Here is an 18,250-nt window from a genome sequence, read left to right as displayed (position 1 = left end):
GCACATCACCCCTTAAAATACTTCCGGCGCTAAGGAGACTATTTTCATAAAACCTTTTTCTCTTAATTCCTTTGCCACTGGTCCAAAAACACGTGTCCCCTTAGGCTCGTTATATTTATCAATCACAACAGCAGCATTATCATCAAAACGAATATATGAACCATCAGGTCTTCTTATTTCTTTTTTCGTTCTAACAATAACCGCTTTAACTACATCACCTTTTTTCAAATCTCCATTTGGAACTGCATCTCTTACACTGCAGACAACAATATCTCCAACCGTTCCCCATTTTCTTCTGGAACCACCCATTACCCTAATTACCCTTAAAAGTTTTGCACCTGAGTTATCAGCCACGTTGAGGTAGCTTTCATTGATTATCATTGTTACTACCTCCTTCCGCATCTTCTACTTCTTCTGTAAATACAGACCTTTCAATTATTCTCAACACTTTCCATCTTTTGAGCTTACTCAAAGGTCTTGACTCAATAATTTCAACGGTATCTCCTACTCTGCATTCGTTATTTTCATCATGCGCATAATATTTTTTTGTCCTCTTTATATATTTACCCACTCTCGGGTGTTTTACCAACGTACTAACGGAAACAACAACCGTCTTATCCATCTTATCGCTTACAACTTCACCTACAAGTCTTTTCTTTGGCATGTCAATTACCTCCTTACACCCAATTCTCTTTCCCTGAGAATTGTTTTGATTCTTGCTATATCTTTCCTAGTCTTTGATATCTGACTATAATCGTTTAGTTGACCTAGTACATTCTGGAACCTCAAGTTCATGAGAGTTCTTTTCTTTTCCTCTAACAAATTCATTAATTCTTCATTTGTAAGATTTCTAAGTTCAGCAGCCTTCATACTGCTTCACCACCTATCTCATGTCTTTTTACTATTTTTGTTCTAATTGGAAGTTTTGTTGCAGCGTATTCAAGTGCTTCTCTTGCTAATTCTTCACTTACTCCACCAATCTCAAACATTATCCTTCCAGGTTTCACTACTGCTACCCATCCTTCAACGTTACCTTTTCCCTTTCCAAGCTTACTCTCTGCCGGGTGTTTTGTATACGATTTATCTGGAAAAATCCTAATCCATAACTTTCCTGATTTTTTCAAAGTCCTTGTAATAGCAATTCTACATGCTTCAATCTGTTGTGCAGTAATCCAATGAGGTTCAAGCGCTTTTAAACCATATTCACCAAATGCAACTAATGCTCCACCTTTTGCCTTACCCTTCATTCTTCCCCTATGCTGTTTTCTGTACTTTACTCTCTTTGGCATCAACATGTCGTACTACCTCCTTTAGACGTCAGATATCGGCGTCGCCTTTATAAATCCATACCTTTATACCTATCGTACCGTATTTTGTTTCTGCTCTCGCAGTCCCATAATCTATTATAGATCTAATCGTTTGAAGTGGTAATCTTCCTTTCAAATACCATTCTGTTCTTGCAATTTCAGCACCTGCTAATCTTCCAGAAACCATTATTTTTATACCTTTTGCACCTTTTCTCATTGCGTTAAATATTGCCCTTTTCATAACGACTTTATATGAAGCACGTTTTTCAATCCTATTTGCGATATTTTCCGCAACAAGTTGTGCATCCACTTCAGGTAATTTTATTTCTTCAACATTTACAATAAATCTCCTATTGAATCTTGTCTCCAACTCTTTCCTTAATTCAGTGATTTCTGCACCTTTTTTACCTATTATTATACCAGGTCTTGCCGTCTTTATAATCGCAATAACTCTCTCTGAATCTGGTCTTTCAATTACTATTTCGCTGATTCCTGCGTGAGAGTATTTTGATTTTATTACCTTTCTTATTTCTTCATCTTCTAACAAATATTCTTTGTAATTTTTTTCGTTGAACCAAGTTGCTTGCCAATCAGTTGTTATCCCGAGCCTAAAGCCACGTGGATGAACTTTTTGACCCACCTTACCACCTCACCTTTCTATTTCTTTTCATCAATTGCAGCCTTCTCGGCTTCCCTATCTCTAACTATTACTGTTATATGAGACATCCTCTTTTGTATTATGTCCGCGCTTCCTCTTCCCCTTGGCCAAAGTCTTTTCATTCTAGGACCATCGTTTACATAACAGGTGTAAACGTACAAATTTTCTTCATTTAATCCGTGATTATTAACTGCATTCGCTACTGCTGATTTTAACACATTTTTTATTATTCGTGCAGCTTTTTTAGGAGAAAATTCAAGAATTGTAAACGCTTCTGAAACATTTTTCCCTTTTATTGAATTTGCAACACTTCTAGCTTTTCTAGGTGAAATTCTTATATACTTTGCAACAGCCTTTGCTTCATAGACGGGCATCGATGCTAATTTTTCTTTCCTTGCTCTATGAAATTTAGAACGTTTCATTCCATTTCTCTTTATGAGAACTTGCATTGCTTCCACCCTCCTCACTTTTTAACCTGACCCTTATTTGCTGACTTATCTGCGTGCCCTCCAAATCTTCTGGTAAAGGAAAATTCTCCCAATCTGTGTCCTACCATATTTTCCGTAATATAAACCGGGATATGTTTTAATCCATTGTAAACTGCTATTGTATGCCCAACCATTTCTGGTACTATCATACTTGCCCTACTCCATGTTTTTACTATCTTTTTTTCTCCTGCTTCGTTTAACTGTCTTATTTTCTTTAATAATTTGGGATCTACATAAGGTCCCTTTTTCGTGGACCTACCCATTATTGCACCTCCTCATCAACCATTTCTTCTTCTAACAATCAATTTATCTGATGCTTTTTTACCTCTTCTTGTTTTGTATCCTTTTGCCAATTGACCCCATGGACTTTGTGGATGGTGGCCTTTTCCTCTACCTTCACCTCCACCATGTGGGTGATCAACTGGATTCATTGCAACCCCTCTTACATGTGGCTTTCTACCTTTCCATCTAACCCTACCTGCTTTACCATCTACTTCATTCTTGTGTTCTTCATTGCCAACAACACCAATAGTTGCATAACATTTTACTGGAACTTTTCTTAATTCCCCTGAAGGCATCTTTAACAACGCATATTTACCTTCTTTTGCCATTAATTGACACGATGTTCCTGCCGAACGTGCAATTTGTCCACCTTTTCCAGGTATAAATTCCACATTGTGAATAACCGTACCAACGGGAATATTTTCAAGTGGCAAAGCATTTCCAGGTTTAATTTCTGCATCCGGACCATTCATAATTGTATCGCCAACATTCAACCCTTGTGGAGCCAATATATATCTTTTTTCACCATCAGCATATACAAGTAAAGCTATTCTAGCTGTTCTGTTTGGATCATATTCTATTGATACTACTCTCGCAGGCACACCAACTTTATTTCTTTTAAAATCTATTATCCTATATCTTCTCTTATGGCCGCCACCTCTAAACCTAACAGTAATTCTACCATAATTGTTTCTTCCACCCGTTTTTTTAAGTGGAACAACCAATGATCTTTCTGGTTCTTTTTTTGTTATTTCAGAAAAATCTGGTATTATCATCTGTCTACGAGCAGGGCTTGTTGGTTTAAATCTTTTAAGACCCATCATTTTTCACCCCTTTTAATGTTCTCCTTCTAATTCTTTAATTGTATAACCTTCTTTAAGTGTCACTATAGCTTTTTTCCATGATCTAGTATAACCTTCCCTAGCCATTGCTCCTCTTCTTAAATCTCTCTTTGGTTTTGGTTTAACATTAACAACATTGACTTTTTTTACCTTCACATTAAACAACTTTTCAATTGCCTCTTTTATTTGTGGTTTATTGGCATCCTTTGCAACCTCAAAAACATACTTCCTATCTTCTCTTGCATAATATGCCTTTTCACTTACAATTGGTCTAATGATTATATCTGCATAATTTTTCATTATCCCAGCACCTCCTCAATCTTCTGGACAGTACTTTGGAGGAGCACAAGCTTATCATGATTTAAAATATCGTATACATTCAACCCATCGATATTAACTCTATCGACTCCTGGATTGTCCGCAATTAATACCTTAATCCCAGGAATATTTCGTCCAGAAATTTTTACATTCTCGTATTTATTCTCTTTTTTAGGAAGAACAATTAAAACTTTTTGATTTTCAAGTCCCAAATTCTTCAAAACTTCCGTCAAGTCTTTTGTTCTAGGCTTTTCAAACTTAATATCATCAACTACAACTAGATTATTCTCTTTTAATCTCAAGGACAAAGCTGATTTTAAAGCAAGCTTTTTCATTTTCTTATTTAACCTTTTAAAATAAACTTTGGGCTTTGGACCATGTGCAACTCCACCGTGTCTCCAATGAGGTGCTCTTATAGAACCTTGTCTTGCCCTTCCCGTGTGCTTTTGAATCCATGGTTTTCTTCCTCCACCGGAAACCTCTCCACGAGTCTTCGTTGACGCAGTCCCCGCTCTTGCGTTTGTAAGTTGCATGTCAATATAACGCCACATAACATCTTGGTTTGGTTCAATTGAAAAAACCTCATCTTTTAATTCAATTGTACCAATGTTTTCACCTTTGATATTAAACAAATCAACTTTTGCCATCCCCAATGCCTCCTTTTTTCATTTTCGAGGCCTGCTCTTATCCTCTCTTTGCAGATCTAATGAGGACAAGGCCGCCTCTCGCTCCTGGGACGCCACCTTTAACCGCTATTAAATTGTTCTCAACATCTATTTTAACAACTTCTGAATTCAAAATTGTTACGCGTTCGTTACCATATTGTCCCGGCATCTTTTTACCTTTGAAAATTCTTGCAGGCTCTGAGTGTTGACCAACTGAACCTAACTCTCTATGGAATTTCGCGCCGTGAGACTTTGGACCTCCTCTAAAGCCCCATCTTTTCATAGCACCAGCAAATCCTCTACCTTTTGACCATCCTGTAATATCTATCTTATCACCTTCTGAAAAAATATCAACCTTTATTTCTTGACCCAAATCAAAATTTTCGGGATTATCTACTCTGAATTCTTTCAAGACTTTTAATGGTTTTACTCCTGCTTTTTTGAAAACACCTTCCATAGGTTTATTTACCTTCTTTGCTTCTTCAAATCCCAATTGTATAGCATTGTAACCATCTGTTTCAACGGTTTTCTTTTGCACTACAAAACATGGTCCAGCTTTAATCACAGTAACAGGAACAACCTTATCACCTACGAAAACTCGTGTCATTCCCAATTTTCTTCCAATAATCATTTTCATAACTAGCACCTCCAAGTTTGAATCACAAGTTGATTTCAACGTCAACTCCAGCAGGAAGATTTATTTTCATAAGCGCATCAATAGTTTTTGGTGATGGTTCTAATATATCAATCATTCTCTTGTGTACTCTTTTTTCAAATTGTTCCCTTGAATCTTTATGTTTCAAAGGAGATCTTAAGACAACATATAAAGTTCTTTCCGTTGGCAAAGGTACTGGTCCAGAAACCTTTGCATTTGTTTGTTTTACAACTTCCACTATTTTTTTTGCAGATTCATCAAGAAGTTTATGATCATATGCCTTCAACCTAATTCTTATCTTCTGTCCTGGCATCTTGTTCCCTCCCTTTTTATTTCAGGAAGAAAGGGGGTTACCCCCCTCTCCAAAATATTTATAATTACTCAACAATTGCTGTTACAACACCTGCACCGACTGTTCTTCCACCTTCACGGATAGCAAATCTCATTCCTTCTTCAATAGCAACAGGGTAGATAAGTTTAATTGTCATTTCTACGTTATCTCCAGGCATAACCATTTCTACACCTGCAGGGAAATCAATTAATTCACCTGTTACGTCAGCTGTTCTGATAAAGAATTGTGGTTTGTATCCTTTTTGGAATGGTGTATGTCTTCCGCCTTCTTCTTTCTTTAGAACGTAAACTTGTGCTTTAAATGTTGTATGTGGTGTTATTGATCCTGGTTTTGCAAGAACTTGTCCTCTTTCTACTTCATCTTTGTCAACACCTCTTAACAAACATCCAACGTTGTCACCTGCAAGACCTTCATCAAGGATCTTTCTAAACATTTCAACACTTGTAACAACTGTTTTATTTACTTCGTAACTCATTCCTACGATTTCTACTTCATCACCGGGTTTGATAACACCACGTTCGATTCTTCCAGTAACAACCGTACCTCTTCCTGTAATAGAAAATACGTCTTCAACTGGCATCAAGAATGGTTTATCTGTTTCCCTTTGTGGTTCTGGGAAGTATTCGTCCATAGTATCAAGAAGCTCTTTAATTGGTGCATATGCAGCATCATTAGGATCATTAGATGCCTCAACTGCTTTAAGAGCAGAACCTCTTATTACTGGAAGATCGTCACCTGGAAATTCGTATTTATTAAGAAGTTCCCTTACTTCCATTTCAACAAGATCAATCAATTCTTCATCATCAACCATATCCGTTTTGTTAATGAAAACAATCATTGCAGGAACATTAACCTGTCTTGCGAGAAGAACGTGTTCTCTTGTTTGTGGCATTGGTCCATCAGTTGCTGCAACAACAAGAATAGCACCATCCATTTGAGCTGCACCAGTAATCATGTTTTTAATATAGTCAGCGTGACCTGGACAGTCAATGTGTGCGTAGTGTCTGTTGTCTGTTTCGTATTCAATGTGTGCAATGTTAATTGTAATTCCTCTTTCTTTTTCTTCTGGAGCTTTATCGATTTGTTCATATGGTGTATAATCTGCTCTTCCAAACAAAGACAAGTACTTTGTTATAGCTGCTGTTAATGTTGTTTTTCCGTGGTCAATATGTCCAATCGTACCAACATTAAGGTGTGGTTTACTTCTCACAAACTTTTCTTTTGCCATAATTCACCCTCCTTTATCCTTTGTGGATAAGTTATTTTGAAATTATTTTTTCAGCAATCTTATCAGGAACTTTTGCATATCTTTCAAGTACCATCGTATAAGTTGCCCTACCTTGCGATAACGACCTCAAATCAGTTGCATAACCAAACATCTCGGAAAGCGGCACCAAAGCCTTTATGATTCTTAAATGTCCTCTTGATTCCAATGTTTCCACATGTGCACGTCTTGAATTAAGGTCTGCTATTATATTTCCCATATACTCTTCTGGAGTAGTAATTTCAACTTTCATTATAGGTTCAAGTAAAATTGGTTTTGCCTTTTTCACAGCCTCTTTAAATGCCATGCTTGCTGCAATCTTAAATGCCATCTCGGACGAATCAACTTCGTGGTATGAACCATCGAGTAATATCGCCTTTATTCCTACCATTGGATATCCACCAATATATCCACTTTGAGCTGCTTCTTTTACACCTTCTTCAACTGCAGGAATATATTCCTTTGGTATAACTCCGCCGACAATCTTATCTTCAAATTCAAAAGTCTTACTCAAATCAATAGGTTCAAATCTCATTACAACATGTCCGTATTGCCCTCTTCCGCCGCTTTGTCTTATATATTTTCCTTCAGCTTCAGCGGGAACTTGAATAGTTTCCCTGTAGGCAACTTGCGGCTGACCTACTCTCACATTCGTGTTAAATTCACGTTTTAATCTATCTACAATTATTTCAAGGTGCAACTCACCCATACCTGAAATAATAGTTTCACCTGTTTCAGGCTCAACATATGCTCTAAATGAAGGATCTTCATCACTTAACAATGTTAAAGCCCTTGATAACTTATCCTGATCTTTTTTCGTTTCCGGTTCTACCGCTATAGAAATAACAGGCTCTGGGAATTCCATCTTTTCCAAAATAACAGGTCTCTTCTCATCGCATAATGTATCTCCTGTTTTTGTATCTTTTAAACCAATTGCTGCTACGATATCACCCGCTCTTACATACTCTACATCTTCTCTTTTATCGGCATGCATAAATATTAATCTTGAAATTCTTTCTTTTTTTCCTTTTGTTGAATTATACACATAGCTACCCTTTTCAAGCCTTCCACTGTAAACTCTAAAAAATGTTAATTTACCTACATATGGATCTGCTTGTATTTTAAAAGCAAGTGCTGTAAATGGTTCGTTTTCATTTGGAACTATGTCTATTGTTTCTCCATTTTGATCCCATCCTTTAACAGGTGGCACATCAAGTGGCGATGGCAAATATTCCAAAACTCCATCTAATAAAGGTTGAACGCCTCTGTTCATTTTTGCAGAGCCACAAAATACAGGTGTAGCTTTATTTTCAATTGTAGCCTTTCTCAATGCCTTCTTTATTAAATCATTTGAAATCTCCTCGCCCTCTAAATACATGACCATTATATCATCATCAAGCTCTGCCACTTTTTCAAGTAATTCCTCTCTCATTTCTTCAGCTTTAGCCAAATATTTTTCGGGAATCTCTTCATAAACCATTTCTGTACCCTTTTCATCAAGCCATCTTATGGCTTTCATTTCAATTAGATCTATTATCCCTTCAAACGAATCCTCTTCTCCCATAGGCATTTGAACAGGAATTGGATTTGCCCTAAGTCTTTTTACCATACTTTCAACGGACATTTCAAAATCCGCACCTAATTTATCCATCTTATTCATAAACGCAATACGTGGCACATTGTATTTATCTGCTTGCCTCCAAACAGTTTCTGACTGCGGTTCAACACCTGCAGCAGCATCAAAAACGGCAACAGCTCCGTCAAGTACCCTTAACGCCCTTTCTACTTCAATGGTAAAGTCAACGTGTCCCGGAGTATCAATTATGTTAATACGATAGCCCTTCCACATACATGTTGTTGCAGCCGAAACAATGGTAATACCCCTTTCCTTTTCTTGAACCATCCAATCCATTGTTGCAGTACCATCATCCACACTACCAATATTATGCTTTCTACCTGTATAGAAAAGGATCCTTTCTGTAGTCGTTGTCTTACCTGCATCGATATGGGCCATAATACCTATGTTTCTTAATTTTTTCAAGTCAACGTATATCGCCTGTATCTCCTTCATACTCTCCTCCTACTTACCATCTAAAGTGTGCAAATGCCCTGTTTGCCTCTGCCATCCTGTGAACATCTTCTTTCTTCTTAATAGCCGTTCCCGTGTTGTTAAAAGCATTGACTAATTCTTCACCTAATTTTTCAGCCATTGGCTTTCCTTTTCTAGCTCTTGCCGCTTCAACAATCCATCTTAATGCTAGTGATGTCTTCCTTGGTTCTTCGACTTCAATTGGCACTTGATATGTAGCACCCCCAACCCTTCTTGGTCTTACTTCAACAATAGGTCTGACATTTTCTACTGCTTGATGCAAAGCATCAAGTGGATCTTTCTTCGTCTTCTCCGCTAAAATTTCCATAGCTTTGTAAACTATCTTTTGAGCTATTGATTTTTTTCCATCCCACATAACTCTATTTATAAGTTTTGAAACCAAAACATCATTATAAATTGGATCAGGTGGAACTTTTCTAATTTCCGCTCTTCTTCTTCTCATTTATATTTCCCTCCCAATTTATTTCTTAGGTCTCTTTGCACCATACTTACTTCTTGATTGTTTTCTGTTCTCAACACCTGCTGCATCCAATGCGCCCCTTATGATTTTATACCTAATACCTGGCAAGTCTTTTACCCTTCCACCTCTAACCAACACAACTGAGTGTTCTTGCAAGTTATGTCCTATACCCGGAATATATGCAGTTACTTCTATCCCATTGCTCAATCTAACCCTTGCAATTTTTCTAAGAGCTGAATTTGGCTTTTTTGGAGTCATTGTCGATACCCTTACACAAACTCCTCTTTTTTGTGGGTGCCCTTGTAACGCTGGAGATTTTGATTTTTCCTTAATTACTTTTCTTCCATACCTTACCAACTGATTAATTGTAGGCATCTAAACCCTCCCTTCAAAAACTATAAAATTTTTCCATTTCAGCCACGCCGCAATATTTTACAAATTCTATTATAAACCCTTATAGCAAAATTCTCTTGAAAAATAAGTGAACATTTTGTTTCGTCCACTTTTTCGTGCGTTTTATGAATGGTACTTAGAAAAAAAGAGGGCATCAAGCCCTCTGGCTGGGGCGGTAGGACTCGAACCTACACTGCTGGAGCCAAAGTCCAGTGTCCTGCCAGTTAGACGACGCCCCAACTAGAAAAAAACAACTGGTGGGTGCGGCAGGGATTGAACCTGCGGCCTCTTCCGCGTCAAGGAAGCGCTCTCCCACTGAGCTACGCACCCAGGCCGACTTTTATTTTATCACACAAAAAAAACTTGTCAAGATGTTAAAATAAATTTACCTTCTTTGATTTAAACACAACCATAGAGTATAATAAAATAAGAAAGCGAGGGAGAAAGACATGATAGTAACAGAAAAAAATTATTATTCCAGATTGGACAAATTTCTAAGAAAAGAACTTAAAAATTTACCCTTGAGCGCCATTTACAAATTAATAAGAAAAGGAAAGATAATAGTTAACGGAAAAAAAATTAAAGATCCATCTTACAAACTTGAAGTTGGAGATGAGATAAACATTAACGAAGATACTTCTAAATACAATAGAGAAAAAAACAATCAAATCATTCCAATAAAAATGGAATTTGATATCATATACGAAGATGAAAGTATTTTAATAATAAACAAACCCGCTGGTATACCAATCCATCCAGGAAAAGGTACACATATTGCTACGCTAATTGAGGGATTAATGTATTTAGGCAAAAAGAAAGATTTTACACCTTACCTCGTCCATAGATTAGATAAACACACATCAGGAGTTTTCATTGTGGCAAAAAACGTTAATAGTGCAAGAGAAATTAGTGATATAATTTCTTCAAGAAATATAAAGAAAAAATATGTTACACTCTGTATAGGTAACCCTAAAAGTACCGAAAAAATAGAAATACCACTTGATAGTAAATATGCAAAAACCATATACAACAAGAAAAAAACATTCAAAACTGATCTTGGCTATTTCTCGCTATTGGATGTGGAAATTAAAACCGGAAGAAAACACCAAATCAGAAAACACTTGAGTTTAATAGGTTATCCAGTTGTAGGTGATAACCTTTATGGTAACAAAAAATTAAATAGAGAATTTAAAAGAAAATATGGACTAAAGCGATATTTTTTACACTGTAGTGAAATGACATTTGTCTATAAAAATAAAAAAATCAGGGCAATAGCCCCTCTTGCAAAAGACCTACAAGAAACTTTAAAAGCCTTAAAAATGGAGGAATAAATTGAAAAAAATATTTTTTTTATTAATACTCCATATCTCATTGTCTTTCTTTTCTATTAACATTTATTTCAATACATATGATAACACCATTATAATGAATGGTGAAATTTACCCGTTTTTTGGAAAACCAAACAAATTTAGGGGAAAGATTATATCTTATTTCAAAAGTCCTAATGTAGAAAACTTCGAATTTCCAGACAATCTATTAGTACTAGAAGATGGACAAACCATTGGAAAAGACGGGACAATAAAGGTTTCAAAAGATGTATTTCAATCTATATTAAAATTATACAAAATATCAAAAATTACCCAAGTTGTTATAGATGAATTTCCAATAGAACTATACGATGAAAAGATAATAGTAAAAAAAATAACCCCAAAAGATAAATTAAAAGAATATCTTGATTTATTCCTAAAAGAATATGAAATACCAAATTTAAAATTCTATTTTGGAGAATATAAAATAACACCTAAACCACCTAAAATAGATATTACAACATTTTCATTTCCAGAGTATGGTTTTTACAAAATACGCATAAATGACTATGGGAAGACACAGACTAAAGTTTATATAAATAATACTATTTCACCAACTGCTGGTGCGCTTTTACCTGGAACATATACAATTTTTGTGTACGCAAAAGACGAATTAGGAAACGAATCAAGTCTCACCAAAAACTTATTCGTTCCCAAATCAACAATAAACTTTCAAGAAAAAGAATACGAATTTTTCTCCCACACAAAGTACGGCACCCTAACTTTTATAGGCACCAAAAACTTTTACGAAATTTCATCATCTAATTCTACAATTACAACAATCACTGTAAAAGATACCACTCCGCCCAAAGTACTGTTAGAAAAAAAACATCTATTCGACAACTATTATGAAATAAAAGTCATTTCACAAGACTTTAACAAAACAAAAACTCTTTTAAAAATAAACAATCAAGAAAAAAAAGGAGAAATTTTCAAACTCAAGTGTGGAAAAAATATAATTGCCGTTTATTGTGAAGATACTTTTAAAAACAACACTTTAAAACTCGAAACAATATATATTAACGAAAAAAATTCAAACTCTCTTCAATTTTTTGACCAAAAAAGATGGTTCAATATAGGAGGTATAATGATAAAATCCCCATTTATAAAAACATGGATCAATCCTAAAAGACAAAGGAGGCATTATGAAGATAAAAATTTTGTCATACACATCGCTAAATAAGGTATTATTTATCTTTACAATAATTGCCTTACTTTCGTCTTTGATAAGAATAATTTCAGATATAGAAAACATGAAAACAAAAATAGTTTTTGAAGACTCAAATGAAGTCTTTTTCTCAGATGGAAAAACCATTCCTACAAAATTTTCCAAGTATGTTGTGTTAAAAGACGCAACAACTGTAAATATTGATATAAAAGATAAAGTATTTGGAATACTCGAATTTAATTCCTCATTCAAACTTTCTCAAAATTATGCAAAAAAATTAACTAATGTAATAAACGTCCATTATATAAAACCTGAGGAACTAACAAAATACAACGAAAAAACTCTTTTCAAAAGACTTTGGCGTGCAGTGGTAGAAAGAAGTATAGATCTTATAGTTCTACCAAGAACAAAATTAACCGAAACTGTTGCAAAAAAATTCAACAACTATTTTCCAACTTCAGAACCTTCTCCTTATATAGTCAAAGCAAAAAATATAAAGTATGTTTTTCTTGTAATACTTGTACTTTTCGTATTCAGTCTTTTTCCATTTATTGCTTTTTTCATTCCCATTCTATACTTTTCATATGATTATTTTGTGTCAATTGTAAGTATTATTGGAACCATATTCGTATTTAAAAAGGTAAACAACAATATTCTGAAATTTTTTTCATATTTTTCATTAGGAATATTTACCAATCTTTCCTTATACGATTTTTACCATGTAAACAATATTGAAACTTTCAAATTAGTAAAACTTTCTCTAATCCTCCTTCCAGTGATTTTATTGATTGAACTAATAAACACTCAAAATAAAGAGTTTAAAAAATATATGAAGATATTATTACCTATATTCACTATTTTTGGGATATATTATATAATTAGAAGTGGGAATTACGGATTCGTTTCAGACTTTGAAAGAAATTTAAGAGAATTTATAGAAGACATATTTATAATTCGTCCAAGAACCAAAGAACTAATATTTTATCCTCTTTTATTCTTAGCACCATATACTAAAAATATTTTCTTCAGAAAATTCTTTCAAATATTTGGAAGCATTGCCTTATTATCTACATTTAATACTTTCTGTCATATTAGAGCACCTTTGTTTATCAATGTCTATAGAGAATTGATTACACTATTCATTTCAATTATTATTTTTTCAATAATTAATTTATTCTTTGAAAGGAGTGTTTTATATGAGAAAAACAAGAATAGTATCCACAATAGGTCCCGCCACTGAATTAGAAGAAATGCTTGAAAAACTTATCAAAACCGGAGTTAACGTATTTAGACTAAATTCTTCCCACGATACGTTAGAAGTCCATAAAGAAAGAATTAAAAGATTAAAAAAACTACGAGAAAAGTTAAACGCAGTTTTTGCAATTTTAATAGACTTATCTGGTCCAAAGATTAGAACTGGAAAACTTAAAGAAGAATACATAACACTAAAAGAAAATAGCATAGTTGATATAACAACAGACGATGTGCTTGGCGATGAAAAGTTACTTTCAGTTAATTACGTTAGATTTCCATTTGAAGTAAAAAAAGGAGATAAAGTTTTGATAAACGATGGTGCAATAGAACTTGAAGTGCTTGAAACAAATAATAATATTGTAAAAACAAAAGTAATTAGAGGAGGAAGAATAACACATCATAGAGGTGTCAACCTTCCAGGGGTAGATCTCTCAATTTCGGCAATTACAGAGAAAGATAAGGAATTCATAAAACTTGCAATTGAGGAAAATATAGATTTCATAGCACTTTCATTTGTTAGAAAACCCGAGGATGTAAAACTTGCTAAATCACTTAGTAACGGAATACCTGTAATTGCAAAAATAGAAACTGCACAGGCATTAGATTATCTTGACGAAATAATCCATGAAGCAGATGGGGTAATGGTTGCAAGAGGAGATCTAGGTGTTGAAATTCCTCTTTCAAAAGTCCCCATTGTTCAAAAACAAATCATAGAAACCGCTAATAGGTATGCTAAACCTGTCATCACTGCAACACAAATGTTAGAAAGCATGATTAAAAATTCAACACCTACAAGAGCAGAAGTTTCAGATATAGCCAACGCAATTCTTGATGGAACAGATGCTATAATGCTTTCAGCTGAAACATCAATAGGCGATTACCCCATAGAAGCGGTTAAGGTTATGAACGAAGTTGCAATAAATACTGAAAAGTTTCTTCTCAACTATGAATCAATTGAATTAGAATGGATAAGAAGTTATTACATATCAGAAGATCCAGAAACAGCTATTTCCCATGCAGTCTATAATCTTTCAAAGGATATAAACGCAAAATTGATAATAACAGCAACCGGTACAGGAAGAACAGCAATTAACGTAGCAAGATTGAGACCGAACGTACCAATAATGGCTGCTACTCCAAATATTTCTACACTGTATAAGTTAAGCCTAGTATGGGGTGTTATTCCTGTATTGATAAATCAAACACTCTCCACAGATGAAATGATAAATGAAGTTATGAAAAAAGCAAAAGAATTAGGATTTGCAAAAAAAGGAGACAAAGTTATAATTACCGCAGGTATTCCATGGGGGAAACCCGGAACAACAAATACACTTCAAATACAGGAAATAATTTAAAATCATGAACTAGACTACCTAAAAGTATTGACAATCACATCTTTTATGTTATTATATTTAAGTGTGGCCCCATAGGATAACGGCTAGTCCATCGGATTCTCAGTCCGAAGGTCGGGGTTCGATTCCCCGTGGGGCTGCCAGAGGCCCCAGTAGTTCAACGGATAGAACGGCGGATTCCTAATCCGCAAATGGGGGTTCGATTCCTCCCTGGGGCACCACAAAGTATGGGCCGTTAGCTCAACAGGTAGAGCACCTGACTCTTAATCAGGGGGCTGTGGGTTCGAGTCCCACACGGCCCACCAGGTTGTAGTAAAGAGGAAGCGCCCGCTTCCCACCCCAAGCGGAAAGCAAAGGGGTATGTCGTTATAATATAAAGTCACAAAGTTTCTAGTTTATAATAATTATCGGCGGGCGTTATGCTCGTCGATATTTTTTTAGGAGGGATGTATTATCGACAAAATTATTAAAAATGAGGAAATTCGGGCTTCAGAGGTTAGGGTAGTAGGCCAAGATGGAAAACAACTTGGGATAATGTCAACTGATAAAGCTCTAGAACTTGCTTATTCTCAAAAAATGGATCTCATTTTAGTTGCTCCAAATGCCAAACCACCAGTAGCTAAAATAATGGATTATGGAAAATACAAATATGAGCTTGCAAAAAAAGAAAAAAAAGCAAAGAAAAATCAAAAAATTATAGAAGTAAAGCAGATGAAATTCAGAATTAAAATTGATGAACACGATTATCAAACAAAAGTAAAACACATCAAAAGGTTTATTGAATCGGGAAATAAAGTAAGAGTGGTAATAATGTTCAGGGGAAGAGAGTTAGCATTTGCAGAAAAAGGCAAGGAAATCCTAGACAGAATCAAAGAAGATATAAAAGATATTGCAGTTGTAGAAAAACAACCCAAATTAGAGGGAAGGGACATGTGGATGATGTTAAAACCTAAAAATTGAGGAGGGAAAATATGGCAAAAAATAAGATGAAAACACAAAAATCTGCCGCTAAAAGATTTCGAGTAACTAAAAACGGCAAAATCATCAGAAGACGCGCATATGCGTGGCATAAAACTGGAAAGAAAAGAAGATCTACTTTAAGAAAATTAAAGTTGGAAGCAGAGGTAGCTGCATGTGAAAAGAATAGAGTATTGAGAATGCTCGGAAAAAAATAAGAAGACTTGGAAGGAGGATAAAATATGCGTGTAAAAAATGCAGTTAATGCAAAGAAAAAAAGAAAAAAGATAATGAAGGCCGTAAAAGGATATCGCGGAGCTTTAAGTAGAAGATATAGATTAGCCAAACAAGCGTATATTAAAGCAAAACAACATGCATATGTAGGCAGGAAACTCAAAAAAAGAAATTACAGAAAATTGTGGATTACAAGGATTAATATAGCAGCAAGAAATGAAGGCCTAAAGTACAACGAGCTCATTCATGGATTAAAATTAGCAGGAGTAAACATTAACAGAAAGATGCTCTCTGAACTTGCAGTGAATGACCCTGAATCCTTTAAGGAATATGTGAATATAGCAAAGCAAGCTATTGGCAAATAAAAATACTCACCCTTCTGGATTCCCTCCTCGGTGCCTAAAATTGGTCGGATGGGAGTTGAAAGAAGGGGTGGGAAAACCAAATAGGAGGTGGAGTTTGTGGCGGTTGTTACGATGAAACAGTTGTTAGAAGCAGGTGTTCATTTTGGTCATAGAACACAAAGATGGAACCCAAAGATGAAAGAATATATTTTTGGTGCTAGAAAAGGTATATATATTATCGACCTTCAAAAAACATCAAAACTTCTTGAAGAGGCATACAATCTTGTTAGAGACAAAGCAGCAGAAGGTGGAACAATATTATTCGTTGGAACGAAAAAGCAAGCACAACAAGTAATCAAACAAGAAGCGGAAAGATGTGGTGCTTTCTATGTAAATCACAGATGGCTTGGTGGTTTATTAACAAATTTTCAAACTATAAGAAAAAGAATTGATAAATTAATTGAACTTGAAGAAATGGAAGCAAACGGTGAATTTGATAATCTTCCCAAAAAAGAACAGAGCAGACTTAGAAGAATTTTGGAAAAACTTAGAAAAAATCTCGGTGGTTTAAAGGAAATGGATAGAATCCCAGATATTATTTATATAGTTGATCCAAGAAAAGAAAGAAATGCAGTTTACGAAGCAAACCTTTTAAAAATACCAACTGTTGCAATAGTAGACACGAATTGTGATCCAGACGAAATTGATTACATTATTCCTGGTAATGACGATGCAATTAGGGCTATACAACTCATAACTTCAAAAATAGCAGATGCCTACCTTGAAGGTAGGGAAGGCGTTTCGTACCAAGAAGAATCACAAGGACAAAAGAAAGAGGAAAACACAGAAGAAATTTTTGAAATTGAAGAAACCGAGGATGAAGAAATATAAAGCCCCCAAATTAGGGGGCTTTTTTGGAGGTTGTAAAAATGTTCATAACATTTGAAGGTATAGATGGCTCTGGCAAAAGTACTCAGTTAGATCTTTTGGCAAATTATTTGGAACAAAAAAATAAAAAAGTTATAAAAGTAAGGGAACCTGGTGGAACTATTTTAGGAGAAAAAATAAGGGATTTACTTTTAAATTTTCCCATGAACAGTCGCAGCGAATTACTTTTATTTCTCGCATCAAGGGCTCAGCTTGTAGATGAAATAATAAAACCCTCTCTTAAAAAAGGATATTTCGTACTAGCAGATAGATTTACAGATTCAAGTATTGCCTATCAAGGCGGAGCGAGAAATTTAGGAATCGATTTGGTTGAGTATTTGAATTCATTTGCAACAGACAATATTTTACCCAATATAGTTTTTTTCATAGATGTCCCAGTAAATATTGCAATCACGAGGATTTTAAAAAAAGATAGAATTGAAAGAGAAGGAAAAAACTTCTTAGAAAAGGTAAGAGACACATACCTTAAAATCTCGATGAAAAAGGATAACTTTTACGTAATTGATGGAAATCAAGACGTAGAAGGGGTATTTCTTCAAATAAAAAATATAGTCGATTCTTATTTAGATCATTGATATATACTTTTCAAGTATATTTCTTGCCAAATCAATCAAAGATTGCATCATCCACCCACCTAAAAACAACAAAGTCAAAAACAACACAATAATCCTGGGGGCAAACGTTAAAGTTTGCTCATTTATTTGTGTAGCAGCTTGAAAAATGCTTATTATAAGTCCAACCAGAAGACTAATCAAAAGAGGCGGTAATATAACAGTTAAAAGTGTCTTTATCCCTAAGCCAAATACATCTAAAAAAACCTCTATTGTCAAAA

The 18,250-nt window shown here is 34.8% G+C and carries 26 protein-coding genes and 5 tRNA genes; 12 read left to right on the top strand and 19 right to left on the bottom strand.

Features of this window, described 5'->3' with window-relative positions:
• Window positions 1-12: 12 nt before the first annotated feature.
• From rplN to XO08_RS05370, 18 genes are all read right to left on the bottom strand, one after another.
• Window positions 13-381 carry a 50S ribosomal protein L14 gene (gene rplN, locus XO08_RS05455; protein WP_075666010.1) on the bottom strand — a complete coding sequence of 123 codons (369 nt, stop codon included), beginning with the start codon at window positions 379-381 and terminating at the stop codon, window positions 13-15.
• Entirely contained in the window at window positions 368-664 is a 297-nt protein-coding gene (gene rpsQ / locus XO08_RS05450; RefSeq protein ID WP_075666009.1) for a 30S ribosomal protein S17, read from the bottom strand. The genes rplN and rpsQ overlap by 14 nt, the downstream gene beginning before the upstream one ends.
• Before the next feature lie 5 nt (window positions 665-669).
• Complete coding sequence (gene rpmC, locus XO08_RS05445; RefSeq protein ID WP_075666008.1) at window positions 670-870, bottom strand: 50S ribosomal protein L29; 201 nt, start codon at window positions 868-870, stop codon at window positions 670-672.
• Window positions 867-1,295 carry a 50S ribosomal protein L16 gene (rplP, locus tag XO08_RS05440; protein ID WP_075666007.1) on the bottom strand — a complete coding sequence of 143 codons (429 nt, stop codon included), beginning with the start codon at window positions 1,293-1,295 and terminating at the stop codon, window positions 867-869. Before rplP ends, rpmC begins: the two co-directional genes overlap by 4 nt.
• Window positions 1,296-1,317: 22 nt before the next feature.
• On the bottom strand, window positions 1,318-1,947 hold the full coding sequence (rpsC, locus tag XO08_RS05435; protein ID WP_075666006.1) for a 30S ribosomal protein S3: 630 nt from the start codon (window positions 1,945-1,947) through the stop codon (window positions 1,318-1,320).
• 17 nt (window positions 1,948-1,964) lie between these two features.
• Window positions 1,965-2,414, bottom strand: a complete 450-nt coding sequence (rplV, locus tag XO08_RS05430; protein WP_077198344.1) for a 50S ribosomal protein L22 — start codon at window positions 2,412-2,414, stop codon at window positions 1,965-1,967.
• A 14-nt stretch (window positions 2,415-2,428) separates the two neighbouring features.
• Window positions 2,429-2,716, bottom strand: a complete 288-nt coding sequence (rpsS, locus tag XO08_RS05425; RefSeq protein WP_077287541.1) for a 30S ribosomal protein S19 — start codon at window positions 2,714-2,716, stop codon at window positions 2,429-2,431.
• Between the two features lie 15 nt (window positions 2,717-2,731).
• Window positions 2,732-3,556, bottom strand: coding sequence for a 50S ribosomal protein L2 (rplB, locus tag XO08_RS05420; protein ID WP_077198410.1), 825 nt, complete (start codon window positions 3,554-3,556; stop codon window positions 2,732-2,734).
• 15 nt (window positions 3,557-3,571) lie between these two features.
• On the bottom strand, window positions 3,572-3,877 hold the full coding sequence (gene rplW, locus XO08_RS05415) for a 50S ribosomal protein L23 (protein ID WP_075666004.1): 306 nt from the start codon (window positions 3,875-3,877) through the stop codon (window positions 3,572-3,574).
• On the bottom strand, window positions 3,877-4,542 hold the full coding sequence (gene rplD / locus XO08_RS05410) for a 50S ribosomal protein L4 (protein WP_077287539.1): 666 nt from the start codon (window positions 4,540-4,542) through the stop codon (window positions 3,877-3,879). The genes rplW and rplD overlap by 1 nt, the downstream gene beginning before the upstream one ends.
• Before the next feature lie 37 nt (window positions 4,543-4,579).
• A complete protein-coding gene (rplC, locus tag XO08_RS05405) occupies window positions 4,580-5,197 on the bottom strand; it encodes a 50S ribosomal protein L3 (protein ID WP_075666002.1) in 618 nt (205 codons plus the stop codon).
• Window positions 5,198-5,219: 22 nt separating this feature from the next.
• A complete protein-coding gene (gene rpsJ, locus XO08_RS05400) occupies window positions 5,220-5,528 on the bottom strand; it encodes a 30S ribosomal protein S10 (protein WP_012057174.1) in 309 nt (102 codons plus the stop codon).
• A gap of 64 nt (window positions 5,529-5,592) precedes the next feature.
• Entirely contained in the window at window positions 5,593-6,795 is a 1,203-nt protein-coding gene (gene tuf, locus XO08_RS05395; protein WP_075666001.1) for an elongation factor Tu, read from the bottom strand.
• Window positions 6,796-6,826: 31 nt separating this feature from the next.
• Complete coding sequence (gene fusA / locus XO08_RS05390; protein WP_077287537.1) at window positions 6,827-8,902, bottom strand: elongation factor G; 2,076 nt, start codon at window positions 8,900-8,902, stop codon at window positions 6,827-6,829.
• Window positions 8,903-8,915: 13 nt separating this feature from the next.
• Window positions 8,916-9,383: a 30S ribosomal protein S7 gene (gene rpsG, locus XO08_RS05385; protein ID WP_075665999.1), complete on the bottom strand. Its 468-nt coding sequence runs from the start codon at window positions 9,381-9,383 to the stop codon at window positions 8,916-8,918.
• Between the two features lie 18 nt (window positions 9,384-9,401).
• Window positions 9,402-9,776, bottom strand: coding sequence for a 30S ribosomal protein S12 (gene rpsL, locus XO08_RS05380; protein ID WP_075665998.1), 375 nt, complete (start codon window positions 9,774-9,776; stop codon window positions 9,402-9,404).
• 182 nt (window positions 9,777-9,958) lie between these two features.
• Window positions 9,959-10,033 (bottom strand) — tRNA-Gln (locus XO08_RS05375).
• A 16-nt stretch (window positions 10,034-10,049) separates the two neighbouring features.
• Window positions 10,050-10,124: transfer RNA gene (locus XO08_RS05370), tRNA-Val, on the bottom strand.
• A 119-nt stretch (window positions 10,125-10,243) separates the two neighbouring features.
• Between XO08_RS05370 and XO08_RS05365 the strand changes: the two genes are divergently transcribed.
• From XO08_RS05365 to tmk, 12 genes are all read left to right on the top strand, one after another.
• Window positions 10,244-11,125: an RluA family pseudouridine synthase gene (locus tag XO08_RS05365; protein ID WP_077287535.1), complete on the top strand. Its 882-nt coding sequence runs from the start codon at window positions 10,244-10,246 to the stop codon at window positions 11,123-11,125.
• Between the two features lies 1 nt (window position 11,126).
• Window positions 11,127-12,344, top strand: coding sequence for a hypothetical protein (locus XO08_RS05360; protein WP_077287534.1), 1,218 nt, complete (start codon window positions 11,127-11,129; stop codon window positions 12,342-12,344).
• On the top strand, window positions 12,307-13,569 hold the full coding sequence (locus XO08_RS05355; RefSeq protein WP_075665995.1) for a DUF5693 family protein: 1,263 nt from the start codon (window positions 12,307-12,309) through the stop codon (window positions 13,567-13,569). Before XO08_RS05360 ends, XO08_RS05355 begins: the two co-directional genes overlap by 38 nt.
• Window positions 13,526-14,938: a pyruvate kinase gene (gene pyk, locus XO08_RS05350; RefSeq protein WP_075665994.1), complete on the top strand. Its 1,413-nt coding sequence runs from the start codon at window positions 13,526-13,528 to the stop codon at window positions 14,936-14,938. Before XO08_RS05355 ends, pyk begins: the two co-directional genes overlap by 44 nt.
• A gap of 65 nt (window positions 14,939-15,003) precedes the next feature.
• Window positions 15,004-15,078: transfer RNA gene (locus tag XO08_RS05345), tRNA-Glu, on the top strand.
• Window positions 15,079-15,081: 3 nt separating this feature from the next.
• Window positions 15,082-15,156 (top strand) — tRNA-Arg (locus tag XO08_RS05340).
• Between the two features lie 8 nt (window positions 15,157-15,164).
• Window positions 15,165-15,240: transfer RNA gene (locus tag XO08_RS05335), tRNA-Lys, on the top strand.
• A 160-nt stretch (window positions 15,241-15,400) separates the two neighbouring features.
• On the top strand, window positions 15,401-15,895 hold the full coding sequence (infC, locus tag XO08_RS05330; RefSeq protein WP_352039431.1) for a translation initiation factor IF-3: 495 nt from the start codon (window positions 15,401-15,403) through the stop codon (window positions 15,893-15,895).
• Window positions 15,896-15,906: 11 nt separating this feature from the next.
• A complete protein-coding gene (rpmI, locus tag XO08_RS05325; RefSeq protein WP_075665992.1) occupies window positions 15,907-16,110 on the top strand; it encodes a 50S ribosomal protein L35 in 204 nt (67 codons plus the stop codon).
• A gap of 24 nt (window positions 16,111-16,134) precedes the next feature.
• Entirely contained in the window at window positions 16,135-16,491 is a 357-nt protein-coding gene (gene rplT, locus XO08_RS05320; RefSeq protein WP_075665991.1) for a 50S ribosomal protein L20, read from the top strand.
• A gap of 96 nt (window positions 16,492-16,587) precedes the next feature.
• On the top strand, window positions 16,588-17,361 hold the full coding sequence (gene rpsB, locus XO08_RS05315; RefSeq protein WP_077198336.1) for a 30S ribosomal protein S2: 774 nt from the start codon (window positions 16,588-16,590) through the stop codon (window positions 17,359-17,361).
• Window positions 17,362-17,399: 38 nt separating this feature from the next.
• Window positions 17,400-17,993: a dTMP kinase gene (gene tmk / locus XO08_RS05310; RefSeq protein ID WP_075665989.1), complete on the top strand. Its 594-nt coding sequence runs from the start codon at window positions 17,400-17,402 to the stop codon at window positions 17,991-17,993.
• Here the strand turns inward: tmk and fliQ are convergent.
• Entirely contained in the window at window positions 17,982-18,248 is a 267-nt protein-coding gene (gene fliQ, locus XO08_RS05305; protein WP_075665988.1) for a flagellar biosynthesis protein FliQ, read from the bottom strand. The genes tmk and fliQ overlap by 12 nt on opposite strands.
• Window positions 18,249-18,250 lie beyond the last annotated feature (2 nt).

Source organism: Thermosipho sp. 1074 (assembly GCF_001999655.1).
GTDB lineage: Bacteria > Thermotogota > Thermotogae > Thermotogales > Fervidobacteriaceae > Thermosipho > Thermosipho affectus.
Note: the sequence above shows the minus strand (reverse complement) of the source record. Positions and strands in the feature narration are given on the sequence as shown.